Origin of the sequence: Massilia pseudoviolaceinigra (assembly GCF_030846505.1) — a bacterium.
GTDB classification, from domain to species: Bacteria; Pseudomonadota; Gammaproteobacteria; order Burkholderiales; family Burkholderiaceae_D; genus Telluria_A; species Telluria_A violaceinigra.
In genome coordinates this window covers 274212-292290 of record NZ_JAVCWL010000002.1, presented here as the reverse complement: position 1 = coordinate 292290, position 18079 = coordinate 274212, and the positions used below count along the sequence as shown (strand labels likewise).

Here is an 18079-nt window from a genome sequence, read left to right as displayed (position 1 = left end):
ATGGAAACCAGCGTTACGAGAAATCCACCAGCTCCGCCTCGGTAAACCCCGCCCGGCGCCGCGCGTCGAGATTGAAGGGCCCCTTGAGTACAGGCGCTTCGTAGCGCAGCGCCAGTTCGGCGTACGCCGTCTGCGGATCGAGCCCGCGCTGATCGCACAGATAGCGGTACCAGCGGTTGCCGATCTCCACATGGCCCACCTCGTCGCGCAAGATGATGTCGAGGATCGCTGCCGCCGCCATGTCGCCCGCCTGCGCGATCTTGGCGCGCAACGGCGGAATCGCATCGAGTCCGCGCGCCTCCAGCGTGCGTGGCACCAGCGCCATGCGCGCCACCACGTCGCCCTTGGTTTTCTCGACCATCTCCCACAAGCTGTCGTGCGCCGGGAAGTCGCCGTACTGGTAACCGAGCAGCTGCAGATGCGCGGCCAGCATCGAGAAGTGATACGCCTCCTCCTTTGCCACACGCAGCCAGTCGGTGTAATACGCCGCAGGCAGGTTCGGGAAGCGCCAGAGCGCATCGAGCGCCAGGTTCATCGCGTTAAATTCGATGTGGGCCAGGGAATGAACCAGCATCGCGCGCCCTTCCACCGTCACCATCGAACGCCGCCCCACCAGGCGTGGCGGCACCAGCGGCGGACGCTCCGGCCGGCCGGGAATCGGACGCGTTACGTCGAATGCGGCGCCATTGTCCACCACCCAGTCGGCGGCCAGATGCGCCTGCGCCAGCGCGGCAATGAGCGCGGTCTTGGTGCCGGGATCGGGTTCAAGTAAGCACTGCAGCGCGTGTGCGCGCAGTTCCAGCGGTTGCGCCATCATATAACCCTGTACGTATAAATCCGGGCAGTATACCAAGCCGCCGGCGTGGATCGGAGCCAGGCCCACTTAATTGCTAATGATTCTCATTTAGCATAAAATGTTGGGCTTTTGTACGACCTCTTGAAAGTTTCACCATGACCTCACCCCGCCTTCGCCCTCTCTGCTTCGCTGTTTCCCTCGCCTGTGTCCAAGTCCAGGCAATCGCCCAGACCGGCGACGGCGGCGTGGTGGAAGCGGTCACCATCACGGCCGTGCGCGCCCAGGGCTTCGTGCCGAACTCGGTGTCGGCGGGGAGCTTTCGCGGAGCGAACGTGATGGACGTGCCCTCCACCGTCAACGTCATCACGCGCGAGGTGCTGGAGCTGCAGGCCGCCGCCGGCCTGTACGACGCGCTGCGCAATACGGCCGGCGTAACGCGCCAGCAGAACGGCGGCGACACCTGGGACCAGCTGGTCATCCGCGGCATCGCGGTCGAAAACCGCACCAACTACCGCTTGAATGGCTCGGTACCGGTCATGAATTTCTCGCAGGTGCCGATGGAGAACAAGGAGCGCGTCGAAGTGCTCAAGGGCGCCTCGGCGCTGTACTACGGCTTTACCTCGCCGGCGGGCGTGGTCAACTTCGTCACCAAGCGTGCCGGCACGGCTCCCCTGACCAGCGCCGGCCTGAAACTGGACGACCATGGCACCGCGATTGCCAATGTCGATATCGGCCGCCGCCTCGGCGGGCAGCAGCAATTCGGCGTGCGCATCAACGCGGCCGGTGGTGCGCTGGGCAGCTTCCTCGACAACGTCGGCGACGGCAGCCGGCGCTTTGCCTCGGCCGCGCTGGACTGGCGCGTCGACAGCCGCCTGCTGCTCAAGGCGGACCTGGAATACGACCGCCGCAAGATCACCGAAGAAGTGGGCGTGGCGCTGCCCGCCGCCGTCAATGGCGTAATCGCCCTGCCGCGCGCGGTGGACCCGGCGCGCCTGGTCGGCCCGGACATCGCCAAATTCGACGCCACCAGCAAAAGTGTCGCCCTGCGTGCCGACTACGCGCTGGCCGAGGGCTGGGCGCTCACGCTCGAAGGCGGCCGCTCGCAGGTGGCGCGCGAACGCAACCTGGCGATTTTCCGCTTCACGAATGCCGCCGCCGTGGCGACGGGCGCCGGCCGCATCGCCGGCAATTCGCAACACAGCGTGGTCGATTCCGATATCGTGCGCGCGGAGCTGTTCGGCACCGCCAGCACCGGCGCCATCAAGCACGAGATGACGGTTGGCGTCAGCCGCACCAACAAGACCCAGGACCCGATCTACCAGAGCAACTACGCGGTCGCCGCGCAGAACCTGTACGACCCGGTCGCGATCGGCGGCATCACCTGGTCCGCGCGCCCGGCCAACCCGACCACCGCCGCCCTCGAAACGCGCGACGACGGCCTGTACGCCATCGATCGCATGGAACTGTCAAGCCAGTGGCAGCTCATCGCCGGTGCACGCAAGGTGCGCTACCGCAGCGCGCAAGGCGCGAACGACTACGCGGCCAGCAAAACCACGCCAATGGCGGCCGTGATCTACAAGCCGCTGGCCGATCTGTCTTTCTACGCCTCCGCCGCGCAAGGGCTGGAGGAAGGCGAGCCTGGCCCGGCCGGCACCGTCAACCAGGGTGAACGCATGGCGCCCGGGGTGAGCAAGCAGAAGGAACTGGGCATGCGCTGGCGCACCGCAAGCGGCACCCTGCTGTCGGCCGCGCTGTTCGACATCGACCGTCCCGGCTACTACACCAACGCCGCCAACCTGTTCGTGGCCGACGGCGAGCAGCACTACCGTGGCGTGGAGCTGGCGACCCAGGGCCAGCTGACGCGCCAGCTGGCGTGGCAAACGTCGGCCCAGTTCCTGCAGCCGGAATTCGCCGACATCAACGCCAGCTACAACGGCAAGCTGCCGGAAAACGCCTCGAAGCAGACCGCCAGCGCCTTTCTCTCGTATGCCTTCGACGACGCCGTGCCCGGCCTGTCGCTTAACAGCGGCATGTATTACACGGGCCGCCGTCCGGTCAATGACCTCAACCAGGCCTGGCTGGGCGGCACCACCTTGTGGACCGCCGGCGCGCGCTACGTCAACCAGACCATGGGCAAACGCACAACCTGGCAGGCCAACGTCGAGAACCTCGGCGACAAACAGTACTGGGCCGGCGCCGGCGGACGGCTGGCCGCCGGTGCGCCGCGCACAATTAAGCTGAGCGTGAAGGTCGACCTGTAAAGACAGCGGCAAACAGAGCGCGGGGGACCGGCCCTCGCCGCGCTGATGAAATCCACCAACGCGCTGACGATAATTTCCATCCGGCGTGCCGGGAGTGGCCATTTTCACACGCATCTGCTAACCTCGATCCTGATCGAATGATCAGCGATGCGTCAAAGGTATGCGCAAGCATCCCGACGCTCACTTTCCAACCGGACGACCCCAGCCCCGAACTGCGCGCGGCACTGGTCCGACGGCACCGGGTACGCGAGGTACCCGGACCCGCGCACTGCCTCTGGCAGGCCAGGAACAATCACTGGAGAGTCACATGAAGATGAGCGAATTGGCTGCGAGGCGCGCTCGCGCGCATTGCCTGCGCACGTTGGCGGCAGCCGCGCTGGCCCTGTGCGGCGCGGCGCACGCGCAGGACACCCGCACCGTGCGCGAGCCAACGCTGCCGCCCGCGTGCGCGGTGCTGCTGGCCGAACCCGCCCTGCCCGGCCGCGACGACGCGCCGCGCATCCAGGCCGCCATCGACAAATGCAAACCGGGCCACGCGCTGCATCTGGCGGCGCAGGGCGACAAACGCGCCTTTACCGCCGGCCCGCTGACGCTCAGGAGCGGCGTGACGCTGGTGGTCGACGCCGGCGCCACGCTGTTCGCCAGTACCGATCCGGCACTGTTCGACCGTGGCCGCAATACCTGCGGCACCATCGATGCAGCCGGCACCGGCTGCCGCCCATTCATCACCGGTGATGGCATCAGCGGCGCCGGCATCATGGGCGACGGCAGCATCGACGGCCAGGGCGGCCAGCGCATCGACGGCAAGCCAGAGACCTGGTGGCAGATCGCGCGCCGCGCGCAAAAGGAAAAGCTGCGCCAGAACGTGCCGCGCCTGATCCAGCTCGAGCGCTCGCAGGAGTTCACGATGCACCGCATCACCCTGCGCAATGCGGCCAACTTCCATGTGGCGATGAACCGGGTCGACGGCTTTACCGCGTGGGGCATCCGCATCGACACGCCGCACGACGCGCGCAATACCGACGGCATCGATCCCGGCTCCTCGCGCAATGTCACCATCGCGCACAGCCATATCCGCACCGGCGACGACAACGTGGCGATCAAGGCGGGCCACAACGGCCCGTCCGAGAACATCTCGATCCTGCACAACCGCTTCTACAGCGGCCACGGCATGTCGATCGGCAGCGAGACCAATGGCGGCGTGCGCAACGTACTGGTCGAGGATCTCGACATGGACGGCACCACGTCCGGCCTGCGCATCAAGAGCAACGACCGGCGCGGCGGCGTAGTCAAGGGCATCGTCTACCGCAATGTATGCCTGCGCAACGTGCAGTGGCCGCTGTATATCGATACCAACTACGTGCCCGCACCGCCGGGCGACCTGATTCCCGACTACCAGGAGGTGCGCATGGAGCATGTGCACAGCCTCACGCCGGGACGCAACGTGATCCTGCAGGGTTACGACGAAAAACGCCCCCTGCGGCTCACGCTCGACGACGTGGTGGTGGACGGCGGCCCGATGATGAAGATCGACTTCGCGCGCCTGGCCGGCCAGGTCAACCCTCCCGGCGCCAAGGGCATCGACTGCGGCAAGCGCCTGCTGCCCTTCCCGGACGATGCGGCGCGCGTCGCAGAACAAGGTGACTAACTGTTGTTGCCAAAATAGGTAAGATCGACACCATGTACACATTAACTATTGTCCCCATCAGCGGCATTGCGCGCGCATGCGCCGCCGCCGTGGCGGCCTGCGTGTTCTGGCTTGCGCCGGCGGCGCAGGCGAGTTCGGAACTGCGCTTTAACTTCACCAGCCAGCGCCAGCCCGGCGCCGTCAGCGTGCCGTGGAACGATGCGCAAGGCGCTCCGCTGTTCGACGAAGCGCGTGGCTTCGGCTTCGTCAGCCAGACCGGCGCGCAGCCGGCGCGTACGGTCCACACCGCGCAGATCCGCAGCGACGGCAAGGGCTTCTTCATCAGCGAGCCGAGGTTCATGGCGGAGAACAAATTCGAGGGCCTCCATTACAACAACTTCGGCATGGCGTTCCGCATCAAGGCGGCGCCGGGCGCTTACGCGATCCGGGTGCGCACCACCTCCGATGCGCAAGACACCACGGTGTCGGTGTCCGGCATGCAGACCAGCCGCCTGCTCGGACGCGTGTTCTGGGACGCGGCCGAGCTGATGCCAAACCACACCCGCGTTGTCGCCAGCGGCAAGGAGTGGTCCTACCGCTACGTCAACGGCCAGCCATTCATCGATATCGAGATCGAGCCGGCGCGTCCCGATACGCCGGTCGGGATGGCGGAAATCGTCCTGACGCCGATCGCGCCGCAAGCGCGGCCCGCCGGTGTTCTGCCGACGATCTTCACCCTGGGCGATTCCACCGTCAAATCCTACACCTTCGACGAAGCGCCCATGAGCGGCTGGGGCCAGGTGTTCGACAAGCTGTTCGACCCTGCCAGGGTGCGGGTGGTGAACTATTCAATGGGCGGGCGATCGTTTCGCTCGGCGTACAGCGAAGGACGCCTGAACGACCTGCTGCTGGCCGGCCATGTGGGCGACATCGTGATGATCCAGTTCGGCCACAACGACGAGAGCGACGACGCAACGCGGCGCTTCGGGCGCGGCGCCACCGAAACCATGTACGAGGCCATGCTCACGCAGGTGTACCTGCCGGCGATCCGCGCGCGCGGCATGGTGCCGGTGCTGGTCACGCCCATGTCGCGCGTGAATGGCCAGATGAAGCCGGGCGAGGCGTACGTCAATTCCTTCACCAGGCGCCGCTTTCCCGATCTGTTGAAAAAGCTCGGCGCCAAGCATCAGGTTACGGTGGTCGATCTGAATACGCGCAGTGTCGAGTATTACAACCAGAGCGGCGTTTCCGCCATCAGGGCGATGGTGATGTCGATCGAGGCCGGCGAAACGCCCGGCAAAACCAACGACGGCAGTTTCGCCAATGGCCACCCGGCCAACAAGATCGATGGCACGCACTTCAAGGAAGCGCTGTCCAAACAATACGCGCGCATCGTCGCCACCGAGCTGGCGCGGATCGGCAAGGCGGGCGACCCGGTGGCCGCCGGCATGGCCGCGCTGTTGAAAGGCGAGGTGCGCGAAGCCATCGCCGCCGGCGACTGGTCAGCGCTGCAGCCGGAAGTGGCCAACGACATCGCCAGCGGCGACGGTGCGTACTACCGCAACCAGTTCGAAAAGCTGCTGCAACTGGGCGCCTTGCGCAAGGATGCGGGCGGCAACGTCAATCCCGCCGCGGTCATGCAGACGCACGAATTCATCGAAGCGCTGTGCCGGCTGATGGGTATTCCTGGCGCGTCGCTGCCGGGCCATGCCGGCGGTCCGCTGTCGCGCGCGGCGATGGGCGCCATCCTGGCCGACGCCTATCACGCCAGGTTCGCCGACAGGCCGCGCTACATGACTGCGTACAATGGCAAAACGGTGGTGCCGGGCGCACCGGGCTACGATCCGAACCTCGACATGGGCGCACAGGGGGCGATGTACTATCCGCTGCTGCGTTGGAAGCAACTGGGCGACACCGACGAGGTGCCCGCGAGGTATGCGGACAAGCTCAGGGATGCCTATGAACTTGGCCTGATCCGGTCCGAGGACGGCATCGCGCGCGGGCGCATGGTCAACGGGCGCCTCCTGGCGCCGCAGGCACTGGTCAGCCGCGCGAAGGCGGCCAAGGCGCTGTATTTCATGTGGGTGCTGGCGCAGCCACCCAAGGCGGAGAACGACCTCGATCAGCTGGAGAACTTGTAAAACAGCTGGGTCACGGCCGCGCGATAGGCCTGTTCTTTCAACAGGGCGACCTGGGCCTGGTCAACCGCTGCACGCGAGCCGCGCGAGCTGAAGTCGACATCCTTGAACGGCTCTGGCGAAAACATTTCCCACTGCCCGGTGCGGACATCGACCAGCGCCACCTTCAGGCGAATGCGCATGTGCTGGTTCTCGTCCGGAACGAGCGCGCCGAGAATGGGAACCCACGACACCACCTTGGTGGACATGTTTTCGCGGCCCGATTCCAGGATGCCCCAGTACACCATCAGTTTTTCACTACCGCTGCGCGCCGCCGCCAGGCGCAGGTGGCCGGCGTAATTGATCCTGCCCTGCCCTTCCTCGGGGACTCCGCTAAAAACGATCGGCTGATAGTATTGCGAAAAAACCTTGACCATCGCTTCGTCGGGAATCAATGCACCTGATTGCACCAGCATGACCGGACTGTTTTTGGCGAGCGTCATTTTCTGGCGCTTATCCAATGCCTCGCGAATCGCTTCTTCCGTTACCACCGCAGTGGGCTGAATGCCGAGTACGTTAAATTCCGTCAGTTCGCCGCGGTACTGCGAACTCGCCGGCCGGCCGTAACCGCTCGGCCTGTCCGGATAACCGGAATCCGAAATGGAACGGGTCGCGCAGCCGGACATGAGCAGCAAGCATAAGCCGGCAACCGAGCCGCGCACGAAGAAACCTTGAGAAAAACGCATTTTTATCTTTCTATTACTATTTGTGAGCGCTGATGATACTGCAATTGGCCTGCCAGGCTCAGAAGAAACGCCTGCCGCCCGGACTAGTTTGTTACCAGACGTTTCAAGTCGAGGGCGACCCGTGTCACTGCTTCATGGACAGCCGCCGCTTACGTGTTACTGGATCATGTCATTTACATGTCAACCGATACGCGACAGCAAGCGCTATGGGTGTATGCGCCGGAGAACCGCCAGAGTTGGCGCGGTTTTGCTCCTGGCCCGCAATTTGCAGAGATGGAATCGGGGAGCGCAAGCACACGCGAGAGCGCGACTGGCGCAAGCGACATCCCCCGACGGCAGCCCTGGCTGCGCGACTCCACGCCCGATAACCCGAAAGGAAAATGTATGCCTGTACGCCCGCACTCCACCGCCCCAGAGGGTGTCTTTATCGTCATGCAGCAGCGCGGTCACGACCGTGTTCTGTTTGAAGTGAACGCAGGGAAGATGGTGTCGATCCGTGTCGCGCCACCCGGCGCCGCCGGGCCTGAGGGCATGGCGACGGAGAAGGACCTGGAACACAGTTGCCTGCTGATGGACACCAAAGGAAGTTGCTGACCCCCCGTTCCGGCACCGCGCTATCCGCATCTCCCTCCCCTGCTCGCCGCTTTGCGGCGGCCCGCCCTTCCCGGGTTGCCCAGCCCGCTTTGCACTGGCCATCAGTGCAAAGCGATGCGTTCCCCGTCCTCAACGTCGACAACGCCGCCCGCCGCTGCGGCGCAAACCGGGCTGCCACATCGCGCCCAAAAAGTGGCAATAAAACGGCGCGAACTCCTACACCGCCTCAATAACTTCTCTTACCGCTTCAACTCTTCCACCTGCTTAACATGGGTCTTGGTTAAGCATTTCACTTAGCCAGTCATTGCCGCGAAATGGCGGAAACCGGTTCGAGGTGTGGGAATCGTTATCGCTGTATCGGGCCGCTGCGATTTATCCATTCCCGTTTGGCGTAACAGCGCCGGCGGGTCCGGATCCATTCACTTCGAGGAGTTCACATGTTTGCACATAACAAGCGCTTGCAATACACCGTCCGGGTCAGCGAACCGAATCCGGGGCTGGCCAATCTGATGCTGGAACAGTTCGGCGGTCCCCAGGGCGAATTGGCGGCCGCCTGCCGCTACTTCACACAAGCTCTGGCCGAGGATGATCCGGGACGAAAGGACATGCTGTTCGATATCGCCACCGAAGAGCTGAGCCATCTGGAAGTGATCGGCAATATCGTCGTCATGCTCAACAAGGGAGCAAAAGGCCAATTGGCTGAAGGCGTCGATAAAGAGGGCGATCTGTACCGCAAGATTACCGGTGCCGGCAATGACAGTCACTTAACGCAGGTGGTATATGGCGGCGGTGCACCGCTCATCAATTCGGCCGGCGTTCCGTTCACGGCCGCCTATATCGACACCATGGGCGAGCCGACCGCCGATTTGCGCTCGAACATCGCAGCCGAATCGCGCGCAAAAATTGTCTATGAACGGCTTATTAATCTCACCGAAGACCCGGGCGTGAAAGAAGCGCTGGGCTTTCTGATGACGCGCGAGATCGCCCACCAGAAGTCGTTCGAGAAAGCACTGTACGCGATCGAACCGAATTTCCCTCCGGGGAAAAAGGCGGGCGATCCGCGCTTTGACAGCGTGTATTTCAATATGTCGCAGGGCGAGGGCGAAATGCGCGGTTCCTGGAACCGGGGCGAGAACTGGAACTACGTGTCGGACCGCGAGAAACAGGCGGCGGTCGATGGCGGTGACGGCAGCGCCGGCGTGGTTCTGCCGGAAAGCGACATCGCCCTGCTCAAGAAGACGGCGCTGCGCACCCAGTCCGATCCGACCGCGGACCCGGTCACCGGCGCCGAACTGGGCGCGCGTGGCGGCGCCCCGGTCTGAGCGGCCAGGCATGCCCGCGTGACCGAGCCCGATTGACCAGCCAAGTGAGAGTGCACATGGAATTATCTGCCGACAGAATGCGCTTTGGTGCACGCCTTGGCCGGGTCCTTGAGCGCCGTTGGGCAATCGGCGCCGTTCTCCTTCTGGGAACCAGCGTGGTATTGCTCGCGGCGATGCTGAACCCGTCCCGGGACATGAGCGCGGCATTGCGCGGCGCACTCGCCGGCGGTGGAGCGGCGGCGCTGGCGACGGCCATCGGCGCGCTGCCGGTCCTGTGCGCACGCGGTTTCGGCAAGCGCACCTATGACGCCATGCTCGGTTTCGGCTCCGGCGTGATGCTGGCCGCGACCGCGTTTTCGCTGATCGTGCCCGCGCTGGCGGCAGCGCGCGCCAACGGCGGCAGCGCAATGGCGTCGAGCGCCATTGTCGGCACCGGCATCGCGATCGGCGCCGTGCTGATCCTGTTGCTGGAAAAGGTGGTGGGCCACAATTCCCAAACGCTGCTCGACGAGCGCCGGGTCAGCGCATCGGTCAAGCACGCGTGGCTGTTCGTGGCGGCAGTCGCGCTGCATAATATTCCCGAGGGCCTGGCCATCGGCGTCGCCTTCGCCGGGCCGGATGCGGGCGATGCGCGCACCCTGGCCACGGCCATTTCGATCCAGGACATTCCGGAGGGCCTGGTCGTGGCGCTGGCCCTGCGCACGGCCGGCAACAGCCGCATGACGTCGGTGCTGTTCGCCGCCGCCAGCGGGCTGGTCGAGCCGCTGGCCGCCGCATTCGGCGCCGCGATGTTCAGCGTGGCAACCGGCATGCTGCCCGGCGGCCTGGCCCTCGCCGCCGGCGCGATGCTGTTTGTGATTGTAAATAACGTCATCCCCGAGTCGCACAGCCACGGCAATGGCAAGGTGTCCAGTATCGCGCTGGTGGCCGGCTTTATCCTGATGACCATCCTCGATACGGCGCTGACCTAGCTGCCTTGCTTGACGCGTGCCGCGCCGGCGCCGGGCGCGGCACGCTTGCACCCGTCTGTCCCGCATCGCCAAAATGCAGTACCCTTGTTAACGAAAAATTTGTCCCGTTCATTTCACTGCACCATGTGAAAAGAAACACCCGGACAAGGCGTTAGACGAACCATGGGGGGATGAGATGGCACTGGCGACGGATCGAAACACTGGCGCGCGGACATTGTCCGCGGTATCGGTGGCGCTGGAAGGAATCAGGGCTGCCGTATTGGAGCGTTGGGAAACACTGGTGCGCAGCCACATCAGTACCGCCCGCGCGCTGCGCAGACCCATCCTGATCAATACCCTGCCCTCCTTTTACAGCAACCTGATTCAGGCGCTCACGCCCGACTACCCGCGCCAGGACGCGACCAGCCACACCACCGCCGCCGCCGCGCACGGTGGAGAACGCGCGCGCATGACCAATTTCGGCGCCGAACAGCTCATTCATGAATACCAGCTGTTCCGCGAGGCGCTCGGCGAGGTCTGCGACACGCACGGGCTCGCGCTCAGTCCCGCCGACTGGACCATCATCGACCGCTCCATCAACACCGCCATCCGCGAAGCGGTGCGCGAGTTCACCTCGATCCATGAAGACCTGCGCCACAAGATGGCCGCCGCCCTGTCGCACGACATGCGCACGCCGCTGGCCGTGATCGCCAACGGGGCGCAGCTGATCGGGGTGGCCGACGACCTGGCGCAGGCCAAACGCCTGGGCGAAAAAATCGCCGCCAACGCGGCCCGCCTTGAAGCCATGGTCGGCGAAGTGCTCGACGCCCTCACCACGCACCGCGGCGAACGGCTGCCGCTGCAGCTGAGCCGCTTCGACATGCGCGAACTGATCCTGCTCGTTCAGCGCGAGTTCGCCGACCGCTATCCCGCCGCGCTGGAAATGGTCGCCATTGGCGTGGAGGGCTGGTGGTGCCGCGATACCATGCGCCGGGCATTGGAAAACCTTGTCGCCAATGCAATGAAATATGGCGATGGCGGCCCGATTCGCATCGAACTGAGCACATCCCACGGGAACATCCTGCTGACCGTCCACAACACCGGCAATCCGCTCAGCGCGGAGCAACGCGGGCGCATCTTCGATTATCTGCGGCGCGAACGGCAGGTGCCGGGGCAGGCAGGCTGGGGCATCGGATTGCCATTCGTGAAGCGCGCGGCGGAGAGCCACGGCGGCAGCGTGGCCGTCGACAGCGCGGCGCAGACCGGCACCACGTTCCTGATCGATGTGCCGGTCGACTGCCGCCCCTATGTCGATGACGGTGGGCGCGCGGGAGGCTGGGAAGCGCCGGCCGCGCCCCCGGCGCTGGAGGTTGCCGCGCTGCACCGCTTGCTTGAATGATCGGGACCGGACTCTTCCAAGGCAGGGTCAGGCTTGACCGCAAGCGAAGCCGCGCCGCTTGAGCTTGCCCGCAATCGCCACGCGGGCGCTGGCAATCCGGCTGCGCACCGTCCCCACCGGGCACAGCATGGTGGCGGCAATCTGCCCATAGCTCATCCCCGCCAGCTCACGCAGGAGGATGGCGGTCTTGTGCTCGGGAACCATGGCGTCGAGCGCGGCATCGATGGCCGCGGCCATTTGCTTGCCGGCCAGCGCCTTTTCGGGATCGGCGCTCTCGCACACGACCCATTCCGCGCTGCGCCAGTCGTCCAGTACACCGGACTCGTCGGGCAACAGGCGCTTGCGGCGCGCCAGGAATCCGAGGGCGCAGTTGTAGGCGATACGGAACATCCAGGTGTAAAAACAGGACTGCGCGCGAAACGTGCCCAGCGAGCCGTACACCAGGATCAGGGTGTCCTGCACAACGTCGTCGGCATCGGCCGGGTCGCGCACGATTTTAAGCGCGAGCAGGAACAGGCGGCGCCGGTACGGCGCCACCAGGGCATCGAACGCATGCGGCTCGCCCCGTCCCACCGCCTCGATCAGCGCCTGCTCGCTTCGGCGCGCGCTCACAAGGCGCCCCGGGCGCCAGGCCGGGCTTGCCGTGGCCGGCCAGTTACAAGGTCTCTCATAGGAAATCTGCCCGAAAAGGAACGCTTCATGCCGCCATCCGGATACGGATGGCGGCCACTACCAGGTTACTCGGCGGCCGCGCTGCGGCTGGCGCCGGCAGCGGCTGCCTGCACCGCTTCCGCCGCCTTCTTGCCGGCGATGAAAGCGTGGTCGGAGTTGTAGTACTCCCACTCGCTGTAGCGTCCGGACAGCACGATATCGTGCCGCGCCAGCCATTCCTTGACCGTCGCCACGTTGGCGGCGCGAGCGTGGTCGTAGACCACATAGGCATACGGCATGTCGACCTGGTTGGAGACGATCACTTCATCGCTCGCATCGATGATGCCGACCGCGATGCAATCCTCGATACAGCGTTGAATCAGGGCATCGCCATCGAGCGGCAGCGGTTTCCATGGCGAGTAGGAAATCTCGCAAGTCAGGCCAAAGCCGCCGGGCGGATTGCAGTGCGGGCTGGCATTGCCCTGCACGAAAATACGATGGAAAATCGTTTCTTCCGGATAGTAAATCCAGTGCTTGTCCGTGATATTGGCGCGGTTGATGCCCAGGTTGACGCAGCGGATCGAAATGTGGTTCAGCCCCTTGGCAGCCATGCGCACCTCTTCCGGCGCTTCCTGGCCGATCATCCGGACCAGTTCCGGCAGCGGCATGGTGCTGATCAGGTGCTCGTAGCGGATGCGGCGCCCGTCCGCCAGCGCCACGGTCTTCTCGCTTGGCAGCACCTGCGTCACCTCGGCATTGTGCTCGACCTTGCCTTCGATGAACGGCAGGAAGCCGCTGACCAGCGCCTGGAAGCCGCCCTTGAGCGGATAACCGAAGCGCGCGTTCGGGCCCATCGGTTTGCCGACCGGTTCGAGCGCCCCTTCGATGATCTCGGCCAAATCCGGCAGCGGCACGCGCCCGCCGAGCCAGGACGTTTCCATTTCCGTCAGCGGCACCGTCCACAGTTTTTTGTTATATGGAATGGCAAAATGCTTCGCAATGCCCGCGCCCCACACCTTGTAGATGAATTCCTCGAAGTTGCCCGGCTTGGCTGGTGCCGCCGCGACTGCCGTCTCGCCCTGCGCGCCCGCCGGCAGTTCGACGCCGCCATCGGCGCAGCAATCCTCGACCGGCTTGGCCAGGTCGCATGCGGACGCCTTCTGCGTCTCCTTCTCCACCCCGTAGCGCGCTTCGATGGCGCCGACGATGCACTCGGTGATCACCTTGGGCGGCAAGCCGTACAGCGCACCCTGGAAGGGATAACGCGTGTACACGTCCTTGCTGTAGACCCAGGCTTCGCGGTTCTGCCAGTGCAGGTTATCGCCCAGCAGCTTGTCATACAGCTTGAGCACATACGGGTCGTTCGAGAACATGATGTGGCCCGCGTAGTCGAACGTGAAGCCGCGGTCCTCGATCGAGCGGCACCAGCCGCCCGGGGTTGGGTTCTTGTCGAGCAGGATCGCATCCTTGCCCAGATGGTAGGCCGCCGACAGCCCGGTCGGCCCGCCGCCGACGATTACGCAGTTGTACTTTTGCGTGGCGGCCGTTGCGCGCAGCGGATTGACGCTGGCCGCATTCGTGCCCGCCAGGGCGCCATCGTGCCGTTCCTGGGCCGGCCGCGCGGTCAGCAGCGCGCGCATCTGGTCGGCGGTGGCGGCCCACGAGGTGCGCTGGACCACGGCGCGCATGTCGTCGACCATTTTCGCGCGCCGTTCCGGGCTCATGGCCAGCGCGTCTTCGCACGCGGCGATGAATTCGCGCGGCGAATGGGCGATGCTGACAATGCTGCCGTACGGCTTGACCACGTCCGTGATCGCGGTGCTCACGATCGGCAACTCGGCCGCCATATACTCCAGCACCTTGGTCGGGCTGATGAACTTGGTCGACTCGTTAAGCGCGAACGGGAGCAGGCACACATCCCACGCCGCCAGGTAAGGCGGCAGTTCCTCGTACGAAGCCTGTCCCATGTAGTGAATATTGCTGCTTTTCGGCAACGAGGCCGGATCGATCTTGACCACGGGGCCGACCATGACGAGCTGCCATTCCGGGTGCGCGTCGGCCACGGCTTTGAGCAGGTCGATATCGAAGCGTTCGTCGATCACGCCAAAAAATCCCAGCCGCGGCGTGGCCAGGCCGGTTTGCGACGGATGCACGCGCGCGCGATCGAGCGCCTTGGAAAAATGGCTCACGTCCACGCTGCTCGGGAAGCAGTGCGCGTTCGGATTGCGGTCGCGCTTGGCCTCGTACAGGCTAGGCCCGCCGGTGAAGACGACGTCGGCCAGGTTCAGCAGCGCCGTTTCGCGCTGCAGCAACTGTTTTGGCGCGTTCCTGAACGCCGACAGCTCGTCCATGCAGTCGTACACCACCACGCGCGGGTGAACCGATTGCAGCAGCGGCAGCGCCATCGGCGTGTAGCACCAGGCGATCGGGTCTTCGCCGGCCGGCACCAGTTCGGCCAGCAGCGGCTGCAGCAGCGGAATCTGGTCGTCGTGAAAACCGTGCGCTGCTACCGGCGTGTGCGGCTGGTACACCGTCAGGTTCGGCGCCACCTGGCGGCTCTTGAGAAAACTGTCCCCCTCGTGGAAGATCGGCTCCTCGACCACCAGCACCTTGAAATGCTCGGCCAGGCGCGAAAGCAGGTGTTGCGGGCGTTGATACACGAAGTCCCAGCGCAGATGGCAGAACACGATGATGGTTTCAAGGGCGCTTCCCTTGGGGGCGTGGGCGGGAGCCCTGTTTTGTAGCTGGTCGTTCATGCTTACTCTCCTGGTTGAATATTGCGCGTTGCCGCATTGATTTGTTCGATTGGCACCTTGGGGGTGCGGTCCGCGCACAGCAGCCCGTTCGTCTCCTGGAACGTGTCGGCGAACTGGGTGTAGCAAAATCCGCTGAACAGCAAGGTCGTATTGACTACTTCCAGCAAGCGCCGGTAATGGTCAATGAAACCGGCTTCCGAGTCGGCGCGCGAGTAGCCCCAGGTATGCTCCGCAGTCGCGCTCTTGTCGAAGGCAATGCCGCCGAACTCGGTGAGCACGATCGGCTGGCCGCGGTGCGGAAAGCCGTCCAGCGTCAAAATGCGGCCGGCCGGGCGGCGCTGGTCGAACAGGGTGCGCGCCGGCTCGGTCGTCTCGTAACGCGAGCGCAGCTTCTCCGGATCGGCATCGTAGTCGTGGATGCCCAGAATATCGGTGGCCGAGGCTTCCCAGCCATCGTTGCCGATCACCGGACGCGTGCCGTCCAGGGTGCGGGTCAGGTGGTACAGCGCCTCGACCGCGTTGCGATGGGCCTGGGTCGAGGTCAGGTTCGGCACGCCCCAGGACTCGTTGAACGGCACCCAGACGATCACGCACGGGTGGCTGTAATCGCGCTCGATGGCCTCGGTCCACTCGTGCACGATGCGGGTGATCGCCTTGGAACTGAAGCGGTAGGCCGACGGCATTTCTTCCCACACCAGCAGGCCAAGCCGGTCGGCCCAGTACAGGTAGCGCGGGTCTTCGATCTTCTGATGCTTGCGCACGCCGTTAAAGCCCATCGCCTTGGCCAGTTCAACGTCGCGCCGGAGGGCGTCGTCCGACGGCGCGGTCATCAGGGTGTCGGGCCAGTAGCCCTGGTCGAGCACCATGCGCAAGGGATACGGGCGGCCGTTGAGCATGAAGCGGTCGCGCGTGATCGCCACCGAGCGCAGCGCCGTGTAGGAACGCACGGTATCCAAGACCTGGCCGTTGTGGTGCAGGGTCAGTTCGGCCGTCAGCAGGGTCGGACGCTCCGGGCTCCACAGCAGCTCGTTGCGCGAATCGTCGATGCCGGGATCGGACAGGGCAATCTTGCGGTTCGCCTCGTGGCCGATCAGTTTATAGTGGTCGTCGGCCAGCAGGTTCTCGCCGTGCCACAGCTTGACCTCGACGAACAGGTCGTCCATGATCTCGCCGCAGGCGAAAATCTCGCAGCCGATTTCGTAGCCGTCGAAGATCGGGGTCCAGCGCAGCTTCTGGATGTACGTGCTGGCCACCCGTTCCACCCACACCGTCTGCCAGATGCCGGTGGTGCGCGGATACCAGATCGAGTGCGGTTCGACCAGCCAGTCCTGCTTGCCGCGCGGCTTGGCCAGGTCGTGCGGATCGTCGATCGCGTGCACCACCACCGTTTGCGGTCCGTCGGCGGCCAGCGAGCCGGTGATATCGGCCGAAAACGGCGTGTGTCCGCCTTCATGCTCGACCACCAGGTGGCCGTTGACCCAGACCCGCGCGGCGTAGTCGACGGCGCCGAAGTGCAGGATCACGCGGCCTTCGCCGGGCGCCATGTCGAATTCGCGCCGGTACCAGCAGGCGCGGTGAAAGCCGGTGTGGCCGATGCCGCTGGCCGCCGCCTCGGGCGCGAACGGCACCGTGATCGACATGGCCCATGCGATCGGGTCGGACGGCAGGTGGAACTGAAGGTCGTCGTCGAACGCGAATTGCCATTGGCCGTTGAGCGATAACCAGTTATCGCGTTCTAGCTGGGGACGTGGGTACAGAAAATCGCTCAAAGCTGCGCTCCTTGATGTGATGCGGCCGGCATCAGGACCCGCCCTGCCCGCCCGCTTGCGTTGTTGTAGTGGGAGAGGACCGCCGCGCCGGCGGCCGCCGCCGTGCCGGCGTCGCACAGGGCCACGCAGGCGCCGCCGAAGCCGGCCCCGGTCAGGCGCGCGCCATGCACCCACGGCTGGGCGCGCATCAGGTCGCACAAGATGTCCAGTTCGACCGTGGACACTTCGTAGTCGTCGCGCAGGCTGGCGTGCGAGGCGTTCATCAGCTGGCCGAATTCGGACGCGCCGACACCCTGGACCGCGCGCGCGACGCGGGCGTTTTCGGTGAACACATGGCGCGCGCGCCGGCGGAACGGTTCGTCCACGCGGGCCAGCTGGTCCAGGCTGTCCAGATCGCGCAGCGATGACACGCCTGCCGCCAGCGCCGCCGTGCCGCACTCGGCGCGCCGCTCGTTGTACTTGGTGGCCGCGAGCGTGCGCGCCACGCCGCTGTCGATGACCAGCACTTCGGCATCCGGGGGCAGCGGCAGCACGTCGCGCACCAGCGAGCGGGTATCGAGAAACAGCATGTGCGATTCGTCGCACAGGCTGGCCGCCATCTGATCCATGATCCCGCACTGCACGCCGGCGTAGGCCACTTCGGCCTTTTGCGCCACTTGCGCAATCTCGACATCGGTCAGCGCCAGGCCGAGAAAGGTGCGCAAGGCGCGCAGGGTGGCCACTTCCAGCGCCGCGCTCGACGACAGCCCGGCGCCCATCGGCACGCTGGAGCGCACATGCACGCGCAGCGGCGGCACCTCGTGGCCGCGCTGCTCCAGCAGGCGGATGCAGCCTTCGATATAGCGCCCGTAGCCCGACGCCAGGCGCGCCCGCCTGCCCATCACGACGTGGTCGCGCGTTTGCGCCGAGTAGAAGTGAAAGGCATCGTCCCTGCTCGGCGCCAGCGCGACATGGGTGCGCATGGGCGTGGCGACCGGCAGCACGAAGCCATCGTTGTAATCGGTGTGTTCGCCAAGCAGGTTCACGCGGCCCGGCGCGGATTCCTCGACCGGCGCGACATCGTCAAAAAACGTTTCAAAAGTGATTGCCAT

At 65.1% G+C, this 18079-nt stretch carries 13 protein-coding genes; 7 read left to right on the top strand and 6 right to left on the bottom strand.

Annotated elements, in window-relative coordinates; genetic code table 11:
* Nucleotides 1–13: 13 nt before the first annotated feature.
* Complete coding sequence (locus RBA40_RS03170) at nucleotides 14–814, bottom strand: ferritin-like domain-containing protein (RefSeq protein ID WP_306646041.1); 801 nt, start codon at nucleotides 812–814, stop codon at nucleotides 14–16.
* 137 nt (nucleotides 815–951) lie between these two features.
* Between RBA40_RS03170 and RBA40_RS03165 the strand changes: the two genes are divergently transcribed.
* From RBA40_RS03165 to RBA40_RS03155, 3 genes are all read left to right on the top strand, one after another.
* A complete protein-coding gene (locus tag RBA40_RS03165; protein ID WP_306645901.1) occupies nucleotides 952–3057 on the top strand; it encodes a TonB-dependent siderophore receptor in 2106 nt (701 codons plus the stop codon).
* Between the two features lie 307 nt (nucleotides 3058–3364).
* On the top strand, nucleotides 3365–4705 hold the full coding sequence (locus RBA40_RS03160; protein WP_306645899.1) for a glycoside hydrolase family 28 protein: 1341 nt from the start codon (nucleotides 3365–3367) through the stop codon (nucleotides 4703–4705).
* A gap of 32 nt (nucleotides 4706–4737) precedes the next feature.
* Complete coding sequence (locus tag RBA40_RS03155) at nucleotides 4738–6825, top strand: GDSL-type esterase/lipase family protein (protein WP_306645898.1); 2088 nt, start codon at nucleotides 4738–4740, stop codon at nucleotides 6823–6825.
* Here the strand turns inward: RBA40_RS03155 and RBA40_RS03150 are convergent.
* Nucleotides 6807–7547, bottom strand: a complete 741-nt coding sequence (locus RBA40_RS03150) for a lipoprotein YafT (RefSeq protein ID WP_306645897.1) — start codon at nucleotides 7545–7547, stop codon at nucleotides 6807–6809. The two genes, RBA40_RS03155 and RBA40_RS03150, sit on opposite strands and share 19 nt — an antisense overlap.
* Nucleotides 7548–7931: 384 nt before the next feature.
* Here RBA40_RS03150 and RBA40_RS03145 point away from each other — a divergent pair, with 384 nt between their 5' ends.
* The 4 genes from RBA40_RS03145 (at nucleotide 7932) to RBA40_RS03130 (ending at nucleotide 11812) form a co-directional block, all read left to right on the top strand.
* Complete coding sequence (locus tag RBA40_RS03145) at nucleotides 7932–8141, top strand: hypothetical protein (protein WP_306645896.1); 210 nt, start codon at nucleotides 7932–7934, stop codon at nucleotides 8139–8141.
* Between the two features lie 437 nt (nucleotides 8142–8578).
* The gene (locus tag RBA40_RS03140) at nucleotides 8579–9463 is read left to right on the top strand and encodes a manganese catalase family protein (RefSeq protein ID WP_306645894.1); all 885 of its coding nucleotides are present in this window, start codon (nucleotides 8579–8581) and stop codon (nucleotides 9461–9463) included.
* Between the two features lie 155 nt (nucleotides 9464–9618).
* Nucleotides 9619–10434 carry a ZIP family metal transporter gene (locus RBA40_RS03135; RefSeq protein WP_306645893.1) on the top strand — a complete coding sequence of 272 codons (816 nt, stop codon included), beginning with the start codon at nucleotides 9619–9621 and terminating at the stop codon, nucleotides 10432–10434.
* 280 nt (nucleotides 10435–10714) lie between these two features.
* Complete coding sequence (locus tag RBA40_RS03130; RefSeq protein WP_306645891.1) at nucleotides 10715–11812, top strand: sensor histidine kinase; 1098 nt, start codon at nucleotides 10715–10717, stop codon at nucleotides 11810–11812.
* Nucleotides 11813–11839: 27 nt separating this feature from the next.
* On the opposite strand, the gene RBA40_RS03125 is transcribed toward RBA40_RS03130, so the two are convergent.
* The 4 genes from RBA40_RS03125 to galK all read right to left on the bottom strand — a co-directional run bounded on the left by RBA40_RS03125 (nucleotide 11840) and on the right by galK (nucleotide 18079).
* Nucleotides 11840–12424 carry a sigma-70 family RNA polymerase sigma factor gene (locus RBA40_RS03125; protein ID WP_306645889.1) on the bottom strand — a complete coding sequence of 195 codons (585 nt, stop codon included), beginning with the start codon at nucleotides 12422–12424 and terminating at the stop codon, nucleotides 11840–11842.
* Between the two features lie 125 nt (nucleotides 12425–12549).
* Nucleotides 12550–15219, bottom strand: a complete 2670-nt coding sequence (locus tag RBA40_RS03120; RefSeq protein WP_306645887.1) for an NAD(P)-binding protein — start codon at nucleotides 15217–15219, stop codon at nucleotides 12550–12552.
* A 2-nt stretch (nucleotides 15220–15221) separates the two neighbouring features.
* Nucleotides 15222–16988 (bottom strand): glycoside hydrolase family 2 protein, encoded by a 1767-nt coding sequence (locus RBA40_RS03115; protein WP_306645886.1) that lies wholly within the window; start codon nucleotides 16986–16988, stop codon nucleotides 15222–15224.
* On the bottom strand, nucleotides 16985–18079 hold the full coding sequence (galK, locus tag RBA40_RS03110) for a galactokinase (RefSeq protein WP_306645884.1): 1095 nt from the start codon (nucleotides 18077–18079) through the stop codon (nucleotides 16985–16987). Before galK ends, RBA40_RS03115 begins: the two co-directional genes overlap by 4 nt.